This window comes from Pseudoduganella sp. jia 9, assembly GCF_055502615.1.
In genome coordinates this window covers 36,380-53,580 of record NZ_JBUPWE010000013.1, presented here as the reverse complement: position 1 = coordinate 53,580, position 17,201 = coordinate 36,380, and the positions used below count along the sequence as shown (strand labels likewise).

The window sequence follows — 17,201 nt, the reverse complement described above, 5'->3', positions numbered from 1 at the left end:
GTCCCCATTTTTCAGGAAATGTTGCCTGAAAAACAGGGTCCGTCCCTATTTTTTCCGCTGGTTTAGCGCCGGCCCTGCGCCATGCGCTTGATTGCGCGGTCGACCAGTTCCTGCATTTGCGTGGTCAGGTCGACGAAGCGGCAGCCGATCTGCACCTGCTCGCCCAGCAGGAACGAGCGGAAGCGGCGCGACAGGCGTACTTCGAGGTCGCAGATGACGACGGTGTCGTTCAGCTCGAGCCGCACGCGCTGGAGCTTGCGGCCGATGTGCAGGCCGGGCGCATCGCGCGGGGCGCAGCGCATGCCGATGCCGCCGGCGGCCACGTCGTACAGCAGCATCTCGAACGGCGTACCGAACATGACGAACGACGCGGTGTAGTTGCCGGCCACCGGTGTTTCCAGGCGCCTGGAGGCGCGGCGGTTCAATACCAGGCAGTGCGACGGGAAGGGCGCCGGCACGAGCGAGGGCTGGCCGGGCAGCGGTGTCCAGCCGGCCGCGAGGTCGAACTGGAAGCGCGCCGAATCGAGGCGGCTGACGAAGGTGCAGGTTCCTTCGGGCAGCACGCCGCCGCCGTCCAGCCGCAAGGTGAACGCCGGCTCGCCGGCATCGATCGCATGGATGCGCGCCAGCATGGGAGCGCCGCCGCCCTGGGGGTAGATCGTCACGGGTTCGCCGCGGTCGTACAGCGTTTGCAGCGATTCGCGGATGGCCGCGGCGTCGGCGATCTCGTGCGGCGCGGCGGCCAGCGGAATGCGTTCGGCAATGTCCGCCGGGCCCATCCGCCTGCGGCGGGGCAGCAGCCCGGCCGTGATCAGGTCGCCCGCTGCCTCGGTACGTACATATTCCTTCACGCTGCCATCGGATTCCGGCAGTGCATTCCACGCCGGCCGCAATCGCGCATTGGAGCGGCGCACGGCCGGTGACTGCAGCCAGGGCAGGTGATCGCGGAGGTTCTTGAGGATGAAAGTCATGGGCGTACTCGGCTAGTAGCCTGCAAGCATACCAGCAAATCTTTTAATCGCAGACAACTATATTGCCGTACGGCTAGGTCTGTCGTTAAAACCGCTCATCCGGGGCAAGGTAGCGCCATTGCCCGACCGGCAGCTCGCCGAGTTTCACCTTGCCGATGCGTACGCGCTTCAGGCCCACCACCTTCAGGCCGACCATCTCGCACATGCGGCGGATCTGCCGTTTCTTGCCTTCCCGGAGGGTGAAGGACAGCTGGTCTTCATTCTGCCAGCGCACCTTGGCCGGCAGCAGCGGCTTGCCGTCCATCCACAGGCCGTGGTTCAGCTTTTTCAGGTCCGCATCGGGGAGCTTGCCCGGCTTCGTGTACTCCACGCGCACCAGGTATTCCTTGTCGATGTCGGTATCGTGGCCGATCAGGTGCTTGGCCACGCGGCCGTCCTGGGTGAGCACGAGCAGGCCGACGGAATCGATGTCGAGCCGGCCGGCCGGCACCAGGCTGCGCAACTGCGTGGGGTGGAACTGCTCCGGCGCGGGATCATCGGGCCAGCGGTTTTCCGGCTTGATCAGTGCGACAGCGGGCGTGTAGCCATCCTCGGCCTGGCCGCTGACATAGCCCATCGGCTTGTTGATCAGGATCGTCACGCGCTTGCTCTGCTCGGCGGCGGCCTGCCGCTCGACGGTGATCTTCTGGCTCGGGTAGACCTTCGTGCCCAGCTCGGAAACGACCTTGCCGTCCACGCGCACCCAGCCTTTGGCGATCCATTCGTCGGCTTCGCGGCGCGACGACAGGCCCAGTTCGGACATGCGTTTCGATAAACGCAACAACTCTTCAGACATGAGAATTCAGACTTTCAATGCTTCCAGTAAATCGGTTTCCAGCTGGATCTGCGTGCGCGCGCTCGACAGCGACTGGCCGTCGACGATGAACACGTCTTCCACGCGCTCGCCCAGCGTCATCACCTTGGCGGTGTGCAGGTTGACGCGGTATTTCGCCAGCACGTTGGCGATCGAGTACAGCAGGCCGGTGCGGTCGTTCGCCGTCACCGACAGCAGGTAGTACTGGCCGCGTTCGTCCGGGCGCAGGTCCACGGTCGGCTGGATCGGGAACGTGCGCGACAGGCGCGACAGGCGGCCGCGCACCGGCGGCTGGATCGGCGCCTGCGCCTGCAGCAGGTCGCACAGCTCGTGCTCGATCAGGTTGATGATGTCGCGGTAGCTCTTGGCGAAGCTCTGCTCGGTGACGAGGAACGTGTCGAGAGCGTAGCCGTGCCGGGTGGTGTGGATCTTGGCATCCAGGATCGAGAAATTCTTGCGGTCGAAATAACCGCAGATGCGCGCGAACAGGTCCGGCTGGTCTTTGATATAGACGGCGATCTGCAGGCCTTCGCCGATCGGCGCCAGCCGGCATTTCACTACCGGTTTCACGCTGTCCAGGCGGTCGTACAGCGCGCGCGTCTGCCAGGCGATGTCGGACGCGTCGTGGCGCAGGAAGTACGCCATGTCCAGCTGCTTCCACAGCGCCTCGTGAGCCGTGGGCGGCAGGCCGTACAGCCGCAGCGTGGCCAGCGCCTCCTGCTGGCGGTTCTTCAGCTCGCGGTCGGCCGAATGCGGTTCGCCGCCCAGCACGCGCAAGGTCATCTTGTACAGGTCTTCGAGCAGCTTGGCCTTCCAGGCGTTCCACACCTTCGGGCTGGTGCCACGGATGTCGCACACCGTCAGCAGGTACAGGCCGGTGAGGTGGCGTTCGTCGCGCACGGCTTTCGCGAACGCCTCGATCACGTCGGGGTCCGACAGGTCCTGCTTCTGCGCCACCGTGGACATCAGCAGGTGGTGCTCGACGAGGAAGGCCACCAGCTCCGTTTCGTCGGCGCTCATGCCGTGCTCCTGGCAGAACTGCACCGCGTCGGCCACGCCCAGTTTCGAGTGGTCGCCGCCGCGGCCCTTGGCGATATCGTGGAACAGCGCCGCTACGTACAGCAGCCAGTGCTGCGGATAGTTCGCCATCAGCTGGCTGCAATACGGATATTCGTGGGCGTGTTCCGTCATCGTGAAGCGGCGCATGTTGCGCACCACCATCAGGATGTGCTGGTCCACCGTGTAGACGTGGAACAGGTCGTGCTGCATCTGGCCGACGATCTTGCGGAAGTTCGGCAGGTAGCGGCCCAGGATCGACAGCTCGTTCATCCGGCGCAGCGCATGGATGATGCCGCACGGCGCTTGCAGGATGCGCAGGAAGTAGGCGCGGTTGACGGGATCGGCGCGGAACGCCGCGTCGATCTTGAAACGCTCGTGCCACAGCGCGCGCGTGGCGCGGGCCGTGATGCCTTTCAGGGAAGGGCGTTCGGTCATCAGCACGAACACCTCGAGGATCGCCGACGGCGTGTGCTCGAACACGTCGTCGCTGCTGATGTCGATGAAGCCGTTCACTTCGTTGAAGCGCTCGTTGATCGGGTGCGTGTCGCAGCCCTGCGGGAACAGCATCGCTTCGATGTTCTGCAGCATGATCGTGTTCAGCTGCACCACCACCTTGGCGGCCCAGTAGTAGCGCTGCATCAGGTATTCGCTGGCGCGGCGCATGTGCACGCCGCTGCCGGTGGTCTGCAGGCCGAGGCTTTCGGCGATCGCCGTCTGCACGTCGAACACCAGGCGGTCCTCGCGGCGGCCGGCATGCAGGTGCAGCCGCACGCGGATATCCTTGAAGGCGCGTTCCTTCTCCATCAGCTGGCGCGCCTCGGTCTGGGTGATCAGGCCGCGCGTGGCCAGCGTGCGCCACGAACTGGCCAGCCCGGCGGCCTTGGTCATCCACAGGATCACCTGCAGGTCGCGCAGGCCGCCGGGGCTTTCCTTGCAATTCGGTTCGAGCGAGAACGCCGTGTCCTCATACTTGGCGTGCCGCTGGCGCATTTCGCTGGTCTTGGCGTGGAAGAACGCCTGCGGGTCCATCGCCGCGTCGTACTCGCGTTCCAGCCGTGCGAACAGGTCCGCGTCGCCGGTCACCAGGCGCGCTTCCAGAAGGCTGGTCTGCACCGTGATGTCGGCCTCGGATTCGGCCAGGCATTCCTCCACCGTGCGGATCGACGAGCCGATCTCCAGGCCCAGGTCCCACAGCAGCTGCACCAGTTCCTCGAGACGGTGGCGGGTATCCTCGTCCGGGCTCTGGCCCAGCAGGATCAGCACATCGACGTCGGAATACGGGAACAGCTCTCCGCGGCCATAGCCGCCCACCGCCACCAGCGCGGTACGGGCCGGCAGGCCCGCGGCCTGCCACGCCTGCGTCAGCACCTCGTCCACGCTCTGGCGCAGGCTGCGCAGCAGTTTTTCCGGCTTGCCGTCCTCGCGGAACGTGGCAATCACCACCTGGCGGTCGGACTTCAGCCGCAGCTTGAGCGAACTGCGCAACTGCTCGCGGGGATCGCTGTTCATCGCGATGGAGGACATGGCGTCAGGCCGCGGCTTTTGCTTCGCCGATGAAGGCCGGCGGCGGCGGCGAGCCGGCCGACAGCGTCAGCACTTCGTAGCCGGTTTCCGTCACCAGCACCATGTGTTCCCACTGGGCGGACAGGCTGCGGTCCTTGGTCTTGATCGTCCAGCCGTCGCCCATCTCGCGGATCTCGCGGCGGCCGGCGTTGATCATCGGCTCGATCGTGAAGATCATGCCCGGCTTCAGTTCCTCGCCGGTGCCCGGCTTGCCATAGTGGAGCACCTGCGGCTCTTCGTGGAAGCCCTTGCCGATGCCGTGGCCGCAGAACTCGCGCACCACGCTGTAGCCGGCCTTCTCGGCATGCACCTGGATCGCGTGGCCGATGTCGCCGAAGTGGCCGCCCGGGCGCACCTGGGCAATGCCCAGCCACATGCATTCATAGGTGATCTCGGTCAGGCGCTTGGCCAGGATCGACGGCGGGCCGATGTAGAACATGCGGCTGTTGTCGCCGTGATAGCCGTCCTTCGTGATGATCGTGATATCCAGGTTCACCACGTCGCCGGCCTTCAGTACCTTGTCGCCGGGGATGCCATGGCAGATCACATCGTTGACGGACGTGCAGATCGCCTTCGGGTAGGGCGGGTAGCCGGGCGGCTGGTAGTTCAGCGGCGCCGGCACGGTGCCTTGTACGTTCGTCATGTATTCGTGGCACAGGCGGTCCAGCTCGCCGGTGGTGACACCGGGCTTGACGAAAGGAGTGATGTAGTCGAGGACTTCGGCGCCGAGGCGGCCGGCGAGGCGCATGCCTTCGATGTCTTCGGGGGTCTTGATCGTGATGGCCATGTTTCTTGATTGTTTCGGGCGACAAACCACGATTATAGACGACGTAGCCCCCGAGAGTCGTTATCGCCGCTGCATAGCCATTGGCCGGCGAGCCGCAGGTGTCTGACACTTTTTTCTGGGCGATTTTCCAGAAAATGGTGTCTGGAAGGAGAGATGGCTTGCAGGCCATCTCCGCTACGCAGGCCTGGAGCGTGCTCCAGGAAACCCCTGCTTCGCCACCGGTTTTCGGTCGATCAGCCCCGCACTACCGAACCGAAGAACCGTACCATCTCCCGGCTGGCATCCGGCCCCGTCGGATCCGTATAGCTGCCGCTGGCGCTGCCCCCGGCCCATGCGTGGCCGGCGCCATGCAACTCCCAATGCTCGGCCAGCACCCGGCCATCCTTGCCCTTGTGGACCGTGCGCGTGTATTTACGCCCGCCGCCGGCCTTGGCCGTCTCCACCTCCGGCGTGCCGGCTTCATGCGCCACCAGGCCATGCTGCAGCACATCGTCGCCATTCTTGCGGTTCACGGTGTGGTCCTTGTCGCCATGGAACACGATCAGCGGCGGACTGGCGACCGGCTTTGCATGACCTTTCGCGCCCTGCTGCATCGCCTGCAAGGCGGACGGCAGATCCGTCGCGCTGCCGAACGGCAGCCCGGAATGCACGCCGACGGCATGGAACAGTTCCGGATACAGCGCACCCACCACGACCGCCATCGCGCCGCCGGCCGACAGCCCGGCAATGCTGACCCGCGCCGGATCGACCGCGAAATCGGCCATCACCTGCCGGGCGATGCCGGCAATGATCGCCGGTTCGCCACGCTCGCGCTGCTGGTCGGCGGCACTGAACCAGTTCCAGCACTTCGAGCTGTTGGCCTGCTGCGACTGGCAGGGATACGCCACCAGGCAGCCGGTCTCCTCGGCAACCTGGTTCATGCGCGTACCGGCGGCGAAATCGTCCGGGTCCTGCGTGCAGCCGTGCAGCATGACGACGAGCGGCACCGGCTGGCCTTCCTTGTACGTGCTCGGCACATAGAGCTTGTAGCCGCGCGTGCCGGCGTGGCACGTGAAGCTGGCGCTGTCGAAGCGGGCGCCGTCCGGCAGCGGGGCAGGGGGCGGGCGCTTGCGGGCGCCGGGCAGCTTGCCGTTTTTCAGCTGGTCGCGCAGCGCTTCGGGCAGGCCGTCCAGCAGGTTTTCCGGCAGGCCCTGGAATCCGCCCTGCATTCCTCCCTTGAATTTCTCCTTGAAGCCTTCGGCAAAGCCTTCCGGCAGCGTGATACCTGCCTTGGCAAGGATGTCGGCGAGGCCAGTCGTCGCGCCGGGATTCGCCGGCTTGTCGTCTTTCGCGCCGGGATTCACCGGCTTGTCGTCTTTTGCTGCGTGCGGCGGCGGCTGATTCGGTGCGGCCTTCCGGGCGCGCGGAGCTGGGCGCGAGGGCGCTTTTTCCGGCGGCGCGTTCAGGTCCTTCATCGTGGCGCCCGGCGGCGGTGCCGCGTGGACGGAGTCATCGGTCGCCGTGGCGGCTGGCGCGGCATCGCCGGCCAATGCGCGCTGGATCGCGGCGGTGGCGGCCATCGGGCCGTCTTTCATCAAGTCTTGCGTGGCTGCCTGCAGGCGGGCCATCAGTGCGGAATCGAATTTCATATCGTGCCTTCCATAGGATGAGGCGTGTGGGACAGCGGTGCTGTCGAAATATTGTGGTTGCTGCGGTTCAGCTGATGCGGCCGGCCAGCGCCGCCTTCACGGCCGGACTGGCGTGCAGCGCGCCGAGCACGGTGATCGACTGGATAGTGGCCGCCGCCAGTTCCGGTGTCACATCCGGGGCGATGGTTGCCAGGCCGAGTACGCGGATGTTGAGCATCTCGCCGGCGGCGCGGGCGGCTTCCAGGTCGGCGCTGGAAAACTGCTGCAAGCCCAGCACGAACTGGTTGCGCTCCACCGTCTGGCGCACCACGTCCGCGTGCTGGGTCAGCTGGTTGCGGATCGCCGTGCGGATCAGGTCTGTCCGGTTGGCATAAAAACCCTGCTGCACGAGCAGGTCGATTTGCCCCAGGTCGACCGGGAACAGATTGATCGTGATTTTTTCCGAATCGGCGGGGCGGAGTTTCAGGTCGGGCATGATTTATCTTCCAATTGCCATCCAAGTGGATGGTATATGGATGATTCTAGCGGGTTTTCAAGGGGTCTGATCGCGACAGTACAAATTATTTCGCACGCGGACCGGCGTCATCCCTAGAAAAGTTCGTTGGCAAACGTGCCCGGCGCGCCATTGCCTGCTGGCCGATGCGGCGATGTCCGCTTCTTCCGCGCCGTGCCGGTTTTCCGGACACTGCCGGTTTCCCGGGCCTTGCCGGCGCTCACGGCCTTGCCGGCCGTTGGAAGCTTGCTTGCCTGTTGAGGCCTGCCGGCTTCCGGGCGTTTGGCGGACCTGGCATTGCCGGCCTGCGGTGACCCGGCCAGCACCTCAGCCGGCCTTTGTCGGCGCCCGGGGGCGATCCGCACGGCGTCGAACATCGCACCGCCCCACAGCAGCACGAGCTGTGCCGGATTCCGGACATACACATCCGTACAGCCGAGCTCGATCATGGTGACGGGATTCGGCAGCCGCAACCGTTGCGCGCTGGAGTGGAGTTTTGCCTGCATGTGCGATTCGGGCATGACCCGTTCCGCCCAGAACTCGGGCGCGTGACAGACTTCCTGGTCCACCTTCACGTCCGTCGCGCTGATCGCCAGGGTCTTCCCCAGCAGTGTTTTTGCTTCCGCCGCATCCAGCGAAGCGATCGAGGCCAGGTCGAGGACGGCGACGAGCTTCCAGTTGCCGATCACGCTGCGGTCGCGGAATTCGGCGGCGGCGGCCGGCTGGCCGGAAGCGAAGAAGAGGGCGGTTGCCAGTACCAGGGGACTGGCTGCGGTGCGCCAGTGGCGAAGGACGTGCTGCGGGAAATCGGCTGCCATGATTGCTCCTGAGAATTGTGCTCAGGAGCAAGGTATCGAATTCCACGAGGGCGGCCTTGCGGCGGGCCAAGACAGTAACAGCTGCATGGGAATCAGCCGTGCTTCGGGAATGCCGGCGGGCTGGCCGATGCATGTTGCACCACCCACTGCGCCACTTGCCGCCAAGGCGGCAAGTGGCGGCGTCAGGAACGCGGGCCGTCCGGCGGCACGCCGTCGGTCGCCGTCATATAGCCTTCGTCGGCCGCCAGTTGCGCATCCGGCGGCAGTTGCTCATGGGCCCGGGCGCGGTCCAGCAGCACGTGCACGGTCTCGATCTTGTGGCGGATGGCTTCGGCCAGCGAGGCCAGCGTCAGCGATTCCGGCAACATCAGCTCGCATTCCTGCGCCGCCTGCGCGGCCGGGTGGCTTTCCGGAATCGCGCCCTGCGCGCCCGATTCATCACGCTCAACCAGTTGCAGCGCGTGCCGCAGTCCCTGTTCCAGTTTTTCAAGCTGGCTTGATTCCATGATGCTCTCCTCTGGCAGTTGTCGAGTTTTCGTCAGGATACGTCGCAGAGGCGCCGGAGGCCGCGCGATACGGAAAAGCGGCCTGTTGAGAGGTCCTGCTACGGTGGAGCGGCGCTGTGTTGGCCGGCCTGGCAACGATGGCGGTACAGCCCGGATGGGAGGAGTGGCCTTGGCCGCGGACAAGAACAACGTTTGATTGTTTCCGTGTCTTCCGCTAAAATGCCGGGTTGCTCGGACTCGTTTCGTGCAATGTTGTAAAACCCCCACTTTTTAATAAACTCGAACCCGCTCTGCAAGGGTGCCCGCAAGGGTGACTGAGCAGGTTCCAGACCCAACCCTGGAGTAAAAAATGTCTGTAACGATGCGTGAAATGCTGGAAGCCGGCGTCCACTTCGGTCACCAAACCCGATTCTGGAACCCAAAGATGGCTCCGTTCATCTTCGGCCACCGCAACAAGATTCACATCATCAACCTGGAAAAGACCATGGAGCTGTACCAGGAGGCGATGAAGACTGTTCGCCAACTGTCCGCTAACCGTGGCACGATCCTGATGGTGGGCACCAAGCGCCAGGCACGCGACATCGTCGCCGCCGAAGCTCAGCGCGCAGGTGTTCCTTACGTCGACCAGCGCTGGCTGGGCGGCATGCTGACCAACTTCAAGACCATCAAGACCTCGATCAAGCGCCTGAAGGACATGGAAGCGCAAGTCGCCGACGGTTCCGTGGAAAAGCTGACCAAGAAAGATGCACTGCTGTTCAGCCGTGAAATGGAAAAGCTGCAGAAGTCCATCGGCGGCATCAAGGATATGGGCGGCGTGCCTGACGCGATCTTCGTGATCGACGTCGGCTACCACAAAGGCGCGATCACCGAAGCCCAGAAGCTGGGTATCCCGGTCATCGGCATCGTCGATACCAACCACTCGCCAGCCGGCGTGACCCACGTCATCCCGGGTAACGACGACTCGTCCAAGGCAATCAGCCTGTACGCCCGCGGCGTGGCAGATGCGATCCTGGAAGGCCGTGCCAACGCGTCGACCGAAGTGCTGGAGTCGATCAAGACGGCAGAAGGCGACGAGTTCGTGGAAGTCAACGAGCAGGCGTAAGCAAGGCTGGTCCCGGTGTCCGTCCCTCGGGCTGACATCGGCACTACATATTAGGCTGTTATTTTAGGCCTAGAAAAAAGGGGTGGCTTCCGGCTCCCCTTTTTTTTAACGAGACGCCGGATGAGCAGGCTGCCGCAAGGCGCCGCCCCGGCAACCCCACCGAATACAGGAGAAAACATATGGCAGCGATTACCGCAGCAATGGTCGGCGAACTGCGCGCGAAGACCGACGCACCGATGATGGAATGCAAGAAGGCCCTGACCGAAGCGGCCGGCGACATGGACAAGGCAGAAGAGATCCTGCGCGTCAAGCTGGGCGGCAAGGCAGCCAAGGCTTCCGCACGCGTGACCGCCGAAGGCGTCGTCGCGGCATTCATCTCGGGCAATGTGGGCGCCCTGGTCGAAGTGAACTCCGAAACCGACTTCGTCGCCAAGAACGACGATTTCCTGGCACTGGCGAACACCGCCGCACGCCTGGCTGCCGAGAAGAACCCGGCCGACGTGGCTGCCCTGCTGGCGCTGCCGACCGAATCCGGCCAGACGCTGGAAGAAGTGCGCTCCGCCCTGGTTGGCAAGATCGGCGAAAACATGTCGATCCGCCGCTTCCAGCGCTTTGAAACGACCGGCAAGCTGGCTTCGTACCTGCATGGCACCAAGATCGGCGTGATCGTCGACTTCGAAGGCGCCGACGACCAGGTGGGCAAGGACGTGGCAATGCACATCGCTGCAATGAAGCCGGTGTCGCTGTCCGCCGACCAGGTGCCTGCTGAAATGATCGAGAAAGAGCGCTCGGTTGCCCAGGCCAAGGCCGACGAAGATGCAGCCAAGGCTGCCGCCGACGGCAAGCCGGCCCAGTCGCCGGAAATCGTGGCCAAGCGCCTCGAAGGTTCGGTGCAGAAGTACCTGAAGGAAGTGTCGCTGCTGAACCAGGCATTCGTGAAGAACGACAAGCAGTCCGTCGAGCAGATGCTGAAGGCCGCCAACGCGACCGTGAAAGGCTTCACCATGTACGTGGTGGGCGAAGGCATCGAGAAGAAAGTGGACGATTTCGCCGCTGAAGTTGCAGCCCAGATGGCTGCTTCCAAGGGAGCGTAATCAAAAACGGGCCGCAAGGCCCGTTTTTTTAGAGCCTAGGCTCTCGGGAGGCGCCCGATAAAACGCACCTCCAGCCGTCCCCGCATGGGCTGCACGGTTGGCGTATCACCCCGGCGCGTGGAGCTTTACAGCTATCATTGCCGCCGGAATGACACCGAATACATTTACTTAGGAGCCCCAGCTCATGTCAAAACCAGCCTACAAGCGCGTCCTCCTCAAATTGTCCGGTGAAGCCCTGATGGGCGATGACCCGTATGGCATCAATCGCGGCACGATCGAGCGCATGGTCGCCGACGTGGCCGAGGTCGCGAAACTGGGCGTGGAACTGGCAGTCGTGATCGGCGGCGGCAATATCTTCCGCGGCGTCGCGCCCGGCGCCCAAGGCATGGACCGTGCCACTGCCGACTACATGGGCATGCTGGCCACCGTGATGAACGCGCTGGCCCTGGCCGACGCGATGCGCCACGTGGGCGTCGTCGCCCGCGTGATGTCGGCGATCGGCATCGAGCAGGTCGTCGAGCCGTATGTGCGCCCGAAAGCGCTGCAGTACCTGGAAGAGGGCAAGGTCGTCATCTTCGCGGCCGGCACCGGCAACCCGTTCTTCACCACCGATACCGCCGCCGCGCTGCGCGGTTCGGAAATGTCGGCCGAGATCGTGCTGAAGGCCACCAAGGTCGACGGCGTGTACAGTGCCGACCCGAAGAAGGACCCGGAAGCCACGCTGTACGACACCATCAGCTTCGACGAAGCGATCGCCAAGCAGCTGCAGGTGATGGACGCCACCGCGTTCGCACTGTGCCGCGACCAGAAACTGCCGATCAAGGTCTTCTCCATCACCAAGCCAGGCGCGATGATGCGCGTGATCATGGGTGAGCAAGAAGGCACCCTCGTCCACGTATGAGGGGGGGCGTGCCAAACCTGCTGCGCGTTGCATTTGCGGTCTCCGGTGCTCCGCAGCGGCGGACCGATCGTACTAAAGTACGATTCCGCTCCTCGACCGCAACTGCTGCCGCTCGCGACGGTTTTGCACTGACCCACGACTTTGCCACATAATTGATAAGATCAAACCCGTAACAGGAGAGCAGCATGTCTACCGCTGACATCAAGAAGAACGCCCAGGACAAGATGGCGAAATCGCTGGAAACGCTGAAAAGCGATCTGGCCAAGGTGCGTACCGGCCGTGCCCACACGGGTATCCTCGACCACGTAACGGTCGATTACTACGGCAACCCGACGGCGATCAACCAGGTGGCCAACCTGACGCTGATCGACGCCCGCACGATCGGCGTGACGCCGTTCGAAAAGAAAATGGGTGCCGCGATCGAGAAGGCCATCCGCGATGCGGACCTGGGCCTGAACCCGTCCGCCCAGGGCGACACGATCCGCGTGCCGACCCCGGCGCTGACCGAAGAGCGCCGCAAGGAAATGGTCAAGCTGTGCAAGGGCGAAGCCGAGGACGCGAAGATCGCCGTCCGCAACATCCGCCGCGACGCCAACGAACAGCTGAAGAAGCTCACGAAGGACAAGGCCATCTCGGAAGACGAAGAGCGCCGCGCCTCCGACGACGTGCAGAAGCTGACCGACAAGGCGATTGCCGACATCGACAAGATCGTTGCCGAGAAAGAGAAGGAAGTGCTGACGGTGTAAGCCTGAAGCCGCCGGGAACTCGTGAGCAGCCGGGGGCGGAGCAGGGGTTTCGAGGGGCACGCCCCTCGCCTGCACAGCGGTGATCCCATGCATGGGATCACTCCTTCCTGTCCCCTGTTTCTGACCGAGCAGTGAATGAGCCGGGAGCAAGCGCCCGTTATCAGGAAAATATTTCCTGAAAATAGGTGCCTGTCCCCGGTTTTTTTTGTACAGTTCATCTTTTGGCATTAAAGCGTTACTAATGAGATATACGAGTTCGACGACCGCGGTGCCCGAAGTGCCGAATGTGCCGCGCCATGTGGCGATCATCATGGACGGCAACGGCCGTTGGGCCACCAAGCGCTTCCTGCCCCGCGTGGCAGGCCACGTCAAGGGCGTGGAGGCGGTTCGGACCGTCGTGGAAGCCTGCGTCAACCGGGGTGTCGAATACCTGACGGTGTTCGCGTTCAGTTCCGAGAACTGGCGCCGCCCGGAAGAGGAAGTGTCCCTGCTGATGCGCCTGTTCGTCACGGCGCTCGAGCGCGAAGTGGCGAAGATGCATGCCAATGACATTCGCCTGAAAGTCGTCGGCGACCTGTCCCGTTTCGACGCCAAGCTGCGCGACATGATCGCCGCCGCCGAGCGCAAGACTGCCAACAACACCCGCCTCACCGTGACCGTGTGCGCCAACTATGGCGGCCGCTGGGATATCATGCAGGCAATCGGCAAGATGGTGGCGGCCCATCCGGGCGCCACGGATTTCTCCGAAGCGCAGCTGGCGCCGCACCTGGCGATGGCCTATGCGCCCGAGCCGGACCTGTTCATCCGTACCGGCGGCGAAGAGCGCATCTCGAACTTCCTGCTGTGGCAGCTGGCTTACACCGAGCTGTATTTCACGGATACCTACTGGCCCGACTTCACCGCCGAGAAGCTGGACGAAGCCATTGCGTCCTACCAGCACCGCGAGCGCCGCTTCGGCCGCACCGGTGAGCAACTGAAAAAATAACAGACACATGCTGAAGACCCGGATCATTACCGCCGTCATCCTGTTCGTCGTGCTGGTGGCCGTGCTGTTCTCCGGTTCGCTGCCGGCCGTGCAGGCACTGGTTGCCGTCGCCTTTGTCGCCACCGCGTGGGAAGCATTCCGGCTGTTCAAGCTGCGCATGCCGATCCTCGTCGCCTTCTGCTGGGCGGTGGCATTCATCTATACGTTCTACTACAACGCTGGCCTGGAGCAGGCGCGCTTCTGGCTGGCGCTGGGCGCGGCCATCTGGCTGCTGCGCTTCTTCCCGTCGCTGAAAGTCGGCCTGCCGCCGATGGAAGGGTTCGGCAATACCCTGCTCGCCATGGTGTACGGCGCCACGCTGGTATCGTGCTTCGTGGCGATCCTGGTGCTGTTCCAGCGCTCGCCGCTGTACCTGATCTCGGTGATGGCGCTGGTGTTCATCGCCGACATCGGCGCTTATTTCTCCGGCAAGAAGTTCGGCCGGCGCAAGCTGGCGCCCTCGATTTCGCCCGGCAAATCGGTCGAAGGCGCCGTCGGCGGCTGGATCGCCGTGCTGGTACTGTCGATCCTGACCATCCTGGCCGCGCCTTACCAGCCCTGGCTGCAGGATACCTTTGCCGTGCGCGTGCAGGCGGCACTGGGCTGGGGCATTGCGCTGGTCGCGCTCTCCGTCATCGTCGGCGCATCGATCGTCGGCGACCTGTTTGAATCCCAGCTGAAGCGCCGCGCCGGCTTCAAGGACAGCAGCAACCTGCTGCCCGGCCACGGTGGCGTGCTCGACCGTATCGACGCGCTGGTGCCGGTGCTGCCGATCGCCGCGCTGATCGGCGGCTGGCTGTAAAAGAAATCGAGACCCGCCAGGCCCCGGGCCGGCGGGTTTCAAAGGAAACGACTATGCAAAGCATCACCATCCTCGGCGCCACCGGTTCCATCGGCGTCTCCACGCTCGACGTCATCGCACGCCATCCCGGCCGTTACTCGGTCTACGGGCTGTCCGCGCACAGCCGGGTGGAGGAGCTGGCCGCGCAATGCCGGCAGTTCCAGCCGAAAGTGGCCGTCGTCGGCACCGCCGAGGCGGCGGACCAGCTGGCCGCGCTGCTGCGTGCGATGAACCTGGACACGCAGGTGGCCTGGGGGGAGCAGGCGCTGTGCGACATCGCCAGCGTCGGCGAAGTCGATGGCGTGATGGCCGCGATCGTCGGCGCCGCCGGCCTGGCGCCCACGCTGGCCGCGGCGCGCGCCGGCAAGAAGGTCATGCTGGCCAACAAGGAAGCGCTGGTCATGTCCGGCCAGCTGTTCATGGATGCCGTGGCGGCCTCCGGCGCCACGCTGCTGCCGATCGACTCCGAACACAACGCCATCTTCCAGTGCCTGCCGGCCGATTACCGCCGCGTGCCGGCGGCCGCCGGCGTCACGAAGATCCTGCTGACCGCGTCCGGCGGGCCGTTCCTGAAGCGCGCCGTGGAAACGCTCGATGGCGTCACGCCGGCCGAGGCATGCAAGCATCCGAAGTGGGTCATGGGCCGCAAGATCTCGGTCGATTCCGCGACGATGATGAACAAGGGCCTGGAAGTGATCGAAGCGCACTGGCTGTTCGGCGCGCCCGCGGCGCAGATCGAGGTCGTCATCCACCCGCAGTCGGTGATCCATTCGATGGTGTCGTACGCCGACGGTTCGGTGATCGCCGAACTGGGCAATCCGGACATGCGCACGCCGATCGCCAATGCGCTGGCGTATCCGGAACGGATCGACTCAGGCGTTGCCCAGCTCGATCTCACGCAGGTGGGCACGCTGCAGTTCGAGAAGCCCGACTTCCAGCGTTTCCCTTGCCTGGCGCTGGCCTACGATGCGCTGAACGCGGGCGGTACCGCGCCGGCGCTGCTGAACGCCGCCAACGAAGTGGCCGTGCAGGCTTTCCTCGACGAGCGCATCGGCTTCCGCCAGATCGACCGCGTGATCGCCGGCGTGATGGATTCCCTGCCGCACGGCCCGGCGTCGTCCATCGAAGCGGTGATGGCGCAGGATGCGGCGGCGCGTGCCGCGGCCGGACGCGCGATTGCCGCGCTGGGCCGCCCGCTGAAGGCGGCCAACGCCTGACGCGTTTCCCGCGCCGGAATTTGACCACGTCGCCAGGCGCGCGCTTTAAATGAAGCTTTCACTCAAGCTTACAGTCACGCTTCCAGTCACCATTTCAACCCCGTTTTCAACCGGACGCCACCCGAGAGTACCGCCATGAACCTGCTGCAGACGGTCGTCGCCTTCATCGTTGCGCTGGGCACGCTCGTGGTCATCCACGAACTGGGCCACTACCTGGTGGCGCGCTGGTGCGGCGTGAAGGTGCTGCGCTTCTCGGTCGGCATGGGCCGCGTGGTCTGGTCGCGCCGTGTCGGGCCGGACCAGACCGAGTGGGCCGTTTCCGCGCTGCCGCTGGGCGGCTATGTGAAAATGCTCGACGCGCGCGACCAGGATGTGAAGGACATCGCGCCGGAAGACCTGCCGCGCGAGTTCACGCGCCAGAACGTGTGGAAACGCATCGCCATCGTGGCCGCCGGGCCGATCGCCAATTTCCTGCTGGCGATCGTGCTGTTCGCCGGCCTGTACATGCACGGCATCGAAGAGCCGGCCACGCGCATTGCCGCGCCGGCCGCGCAGTCGCCCGCCGCCCAGGCGGGGCTGGACCGCGATGACGTGATCCGCGCCGTCAACGGCAAGGCCGTCCAGGGCTGGTCCGAGCTACGCTGGCAGCTGATCGAGGCGGTGGTCGAATCGAAGGATGGCGAGGGTGCCCGCATCGAGGCGGAGCGGCCGGGCCGCGGCCGCTTCACGTTCACGCTGCCGGCCGCCACGCTGCGCGCCGTCGACCTCGACGGCGACGTGACCGGTACGCTCGGCTTCAACATCTGGCTGCCCGCGCCCCTGCTGGGCAAGGTCGATCCGGCCGGCGCCGGTGCCCGCGCCGGCCTGCGCAGCGGCGACCAGGTGGTGGCGATGGATGGCCGGCCGGTGGTCGATATCGGCGCCTTCAGCGCCGCGATCCGCCAGGCCGCGGCGCGCACCGTGCAGCTCGACGTGCGGCGCGCCGGCGAACTGCTGCGGCTGCCGGTGGTGCCGGAAGCGGTGGCGGGTAAAGACGGTGTAACAGTCGGTAAGATCAAGGTCGAGCTGCTGGGGCGGCCGGATATGATCGTCGTGGCGGACGGCCCGTTCGGCGCGCTGGCCAAGGCGGCGAGAAAGGTCTGGGACACCAGCGTGCTGACGATCCGGATGATCGGCCGCATGATCATCGGCGAGGTCTCGTGGAAGAACGTGACCGGTCCCATCACGATCGCCGATTACGCCGGCCAGAGTTCGCGCATCGGCCTGGCGAGCTATTTGTCGTTCGTGGCGGTCGTCAGCATCAGCCTGGGAGTGATGAATTTGCTCCCGATACCGGTTCTGGATGGCGGCCATTTGCTGTATTATTCGCTGGAAGTTTTGACTGGGCGCCCGGTGCCGGAGCGTTTTGGGGAGATTGCACAGCGTCTGGGTGTCGGGTTGTTGGTGACCTTGATGGCGCTCGCTGTATTCAACGATGTCGCGCGGTTGTTATGATCCGCCTGCCGCGTGCAGTCTCGTATTTGGGAAGCTGGTTCGGAATGATTGCGGGCGAGGTGTCGAAAGGTGCTGTCCGGATTATCGCGAAGCGGCTTCCGATC

General features: G+C 64.7%; 16 protein-coding genes. 8 read left to right on the top strand and 8 right to left on the bottom strand.

The window, feature by feature from the left end; translation table 11 throughout:
- Nucleotides 1–62 precede the first annotated feature (62 nt).
- The 8 genes from ACY34H_RS18140 to ACY34H_RS18105 form a co-directional block, all read right to left on the bottom strand.
- Entirely contained in the window at nt 63–971 is a 909-nt protein-coding gene (locus ACY34H_RS18140; RefSeq protein WP_464978867.1) for a PilZ domain-containing protein, read from the bottom strand.
- Nucleotides 972–1,056: 85 nt separating this feature from the next.
- Nucleotides 1,057–1,806, bottom strand: a complete 750-nt coding sequence (locus ACY34H_RS18135; RefSeq protein WP_174800397.1) for a pseudouridine synthase — start codon at nt 1,804–1,806, stop codon at nt 1,057–1,059.
- 6 nt (nt 1,807–1,812) lie between these two features.
- The gene (locus tag ACY34H_RS18130) at nt 1,813–4,407 is read right to left on the bottom strand and encodes a [protein-PII] uridylyltransferase (RefSeq protein ID WP_464978866.1); all 2,595 of its coding nucleotides are present in this window, start codon (nt 4,405–4,407) and stop codon (nt 1,813–1,815) included.
- A gap of 4 nt (nt 4,408–4,411) precedes the next feature.
- The gene (gene map / locus ACY34H_RS18125) at nt 4,412–5,233 is read right to left on the bottom strand and encodes a type I methionyl aminopeptidase (protein WP_464978865.1); all 822 of its coding nucleotides are present in this window, start codon (nt 5,231–5,233) and stop codon (nt 4,412–4,414) included.
- Nucleotides 5,234–5,466: 233 nt separating this feature from the next.
- Nucleotides 5,467–6,861 (bottom strand): extracellular catalytic domain type 1 short-chain-length polyhydroxyalkanoate depolymerase, encoded by a 1,395-nt coding sequence (locus tag ACY34H_RS18120; protein ID WP_464978864.1) that lies wholly within the window; start codon nt 6,859–6,861, stop codon nt 5,467–5,469.
- A 67-nt stretch (nt 6,862–6,928) separates the two neighbouring features.
- Nucleotides 6,929–7,336: a CopG family transcriptional regulator gene (locus tag ACY34H_RS18115; RefSeq protein WP_464978863.1), complete on the bottom strand. Its 408-nt coding sequence runs from the start codon at nt 7,334–7,336 to the stop codon at nt 6,929–6,931.
- 113 nt (nt 7,337–7,449) lie between these two features.
- Nucleotides 7,450–8,172, bottom strand: a complete 723-nt coding sequence (locus tag ACY34H_RS18110; RefSeq protein ID WP_464978862.1) for a hypothetical protein — start codon at nt 8,170–8,172, stop codon at nt 7,450–7,452.
- Nucleotides 8,173–8,354: 182 nt separating this feature from the next.
- Nucleotides 8,355–8,678: a hypothetical protein gene (locus ACY34H_RS18105; protein ID WP_464978861.1), complete on the bottom strand. Its 324-nt coding sequence runs from the start codon at nt 8,676–8,678 to the stop codon at nt 8,355–8,357.
- Between the two features lie 349 nt (nt 8,679–9,027).
- Here ACY34H_RS18105 and rpsB point away from each other — a divergent pair, with 349 nt between their 5' ends.
- From rpsB to rseP, 8 genes are all read left to right on the top strand, one after another.
- Nucleotides 9,028–9,780 carry a 30S ribosomal protein S2 gene (rpsB, locus tag ACY34H_RS18100; RefSeq protein WP_130188838.1) on the top strand — a complete coding sequence of 251 codons (753 nt, stop codon included), beginning with the start codon at nt 9,028–9,030 and terminating at the stop codon, nt 9,778–9,780.
- Nucleotides 9,781–9,959: 179 nt separating this feature from the next.
- Nucleotides 9,960–10,874 (top strand): translation elongation factor Ts, encoded by a 915-nt coding sequence (tsf, locus tag ACY34H_RS18095; protein WP_464978860.1) that lies wholly within the window; start codon nt 9,960–9,962, stop codon nt 10,872–10,874.
- Nucleotides 10,875–11,058: 184 nt separating this feature from the next.
- Nucleotides 11,059–11,775, top strand: coding sequence for a UMP kinase (gene pyrH, locus ACY34H_RS18090; protein WP_464978859.1), 717 nt, complete (start codon nt 11,059–11,061; stop codon nt 11,773–11,775).
- Nucleotides 11,776–11,960: 185 nt separating this feature from the next.
- Nucleotides 11,961–12,521 carry a ribosome recycling factor gene (gene frr / locus ACY34H_RS18085; RefSeq protein WP_464978858.1) on the top strand — a complete coding sequence of 187 codons (561 nt, stop codon included), beginning with the start codon at nt 11,961–11,963 and terminating at the stop codon, nt 12,519–12,521.
- 241 nt (nt 12,522–12,762) lie between these two features.
- On the top strand, nt 12,763–13,506 hold the full coding sequence (gene uppS, locus ACY34H_RS18080; RefSeq protein WP_464978857.1) for a polyprenyl diphosphate synthase: 744 nt from the start codon (nt 12,763–12,765) through the stop codon (nt 13,504–13,506).
- Nucleotides 13,507–13,513: 7 nt separating this feature from the next.
- Entirely contained in the window at nt 13,514–14,347 is an 834-nt protein-coding gene (locus ACY34H_RS18075; RefSeq protein WP_464978856.1) for a phosphatidate cytidylyltransferase, read from the top strand.
- Between the two features lie 53 nt (nt 14,348–14,400).
- A complete protein-coding gene (gene ispC / locus ACY34H_RS18070; RefSeq protein WP_464978855.1) occupies nt 14,401–15,603 on the top strand; it encodes a 1-deoxy-D-xylulose-5-phosphate reductoisomerase in 1,203 nt (400 codons plus the stop codon).
- A gap of 135 nt (nt 15,604–15,738) precedes the next feature.
- Nucleotides 15,739–17,097: an RIP metalloprotease RseP gene (gene rseP, locus ACY34H_RS18065; RefSeq protein ID WP_464978854.1), complete on the top strand. Its 1,359-nt coding sequence runs from the start codon at nt 15,739–15,741 to the stop codon at nt 17,095–17,097.
- The last annotated feature ends 104 nt before the right edge of the window (nt 17,098–17,201 follow it).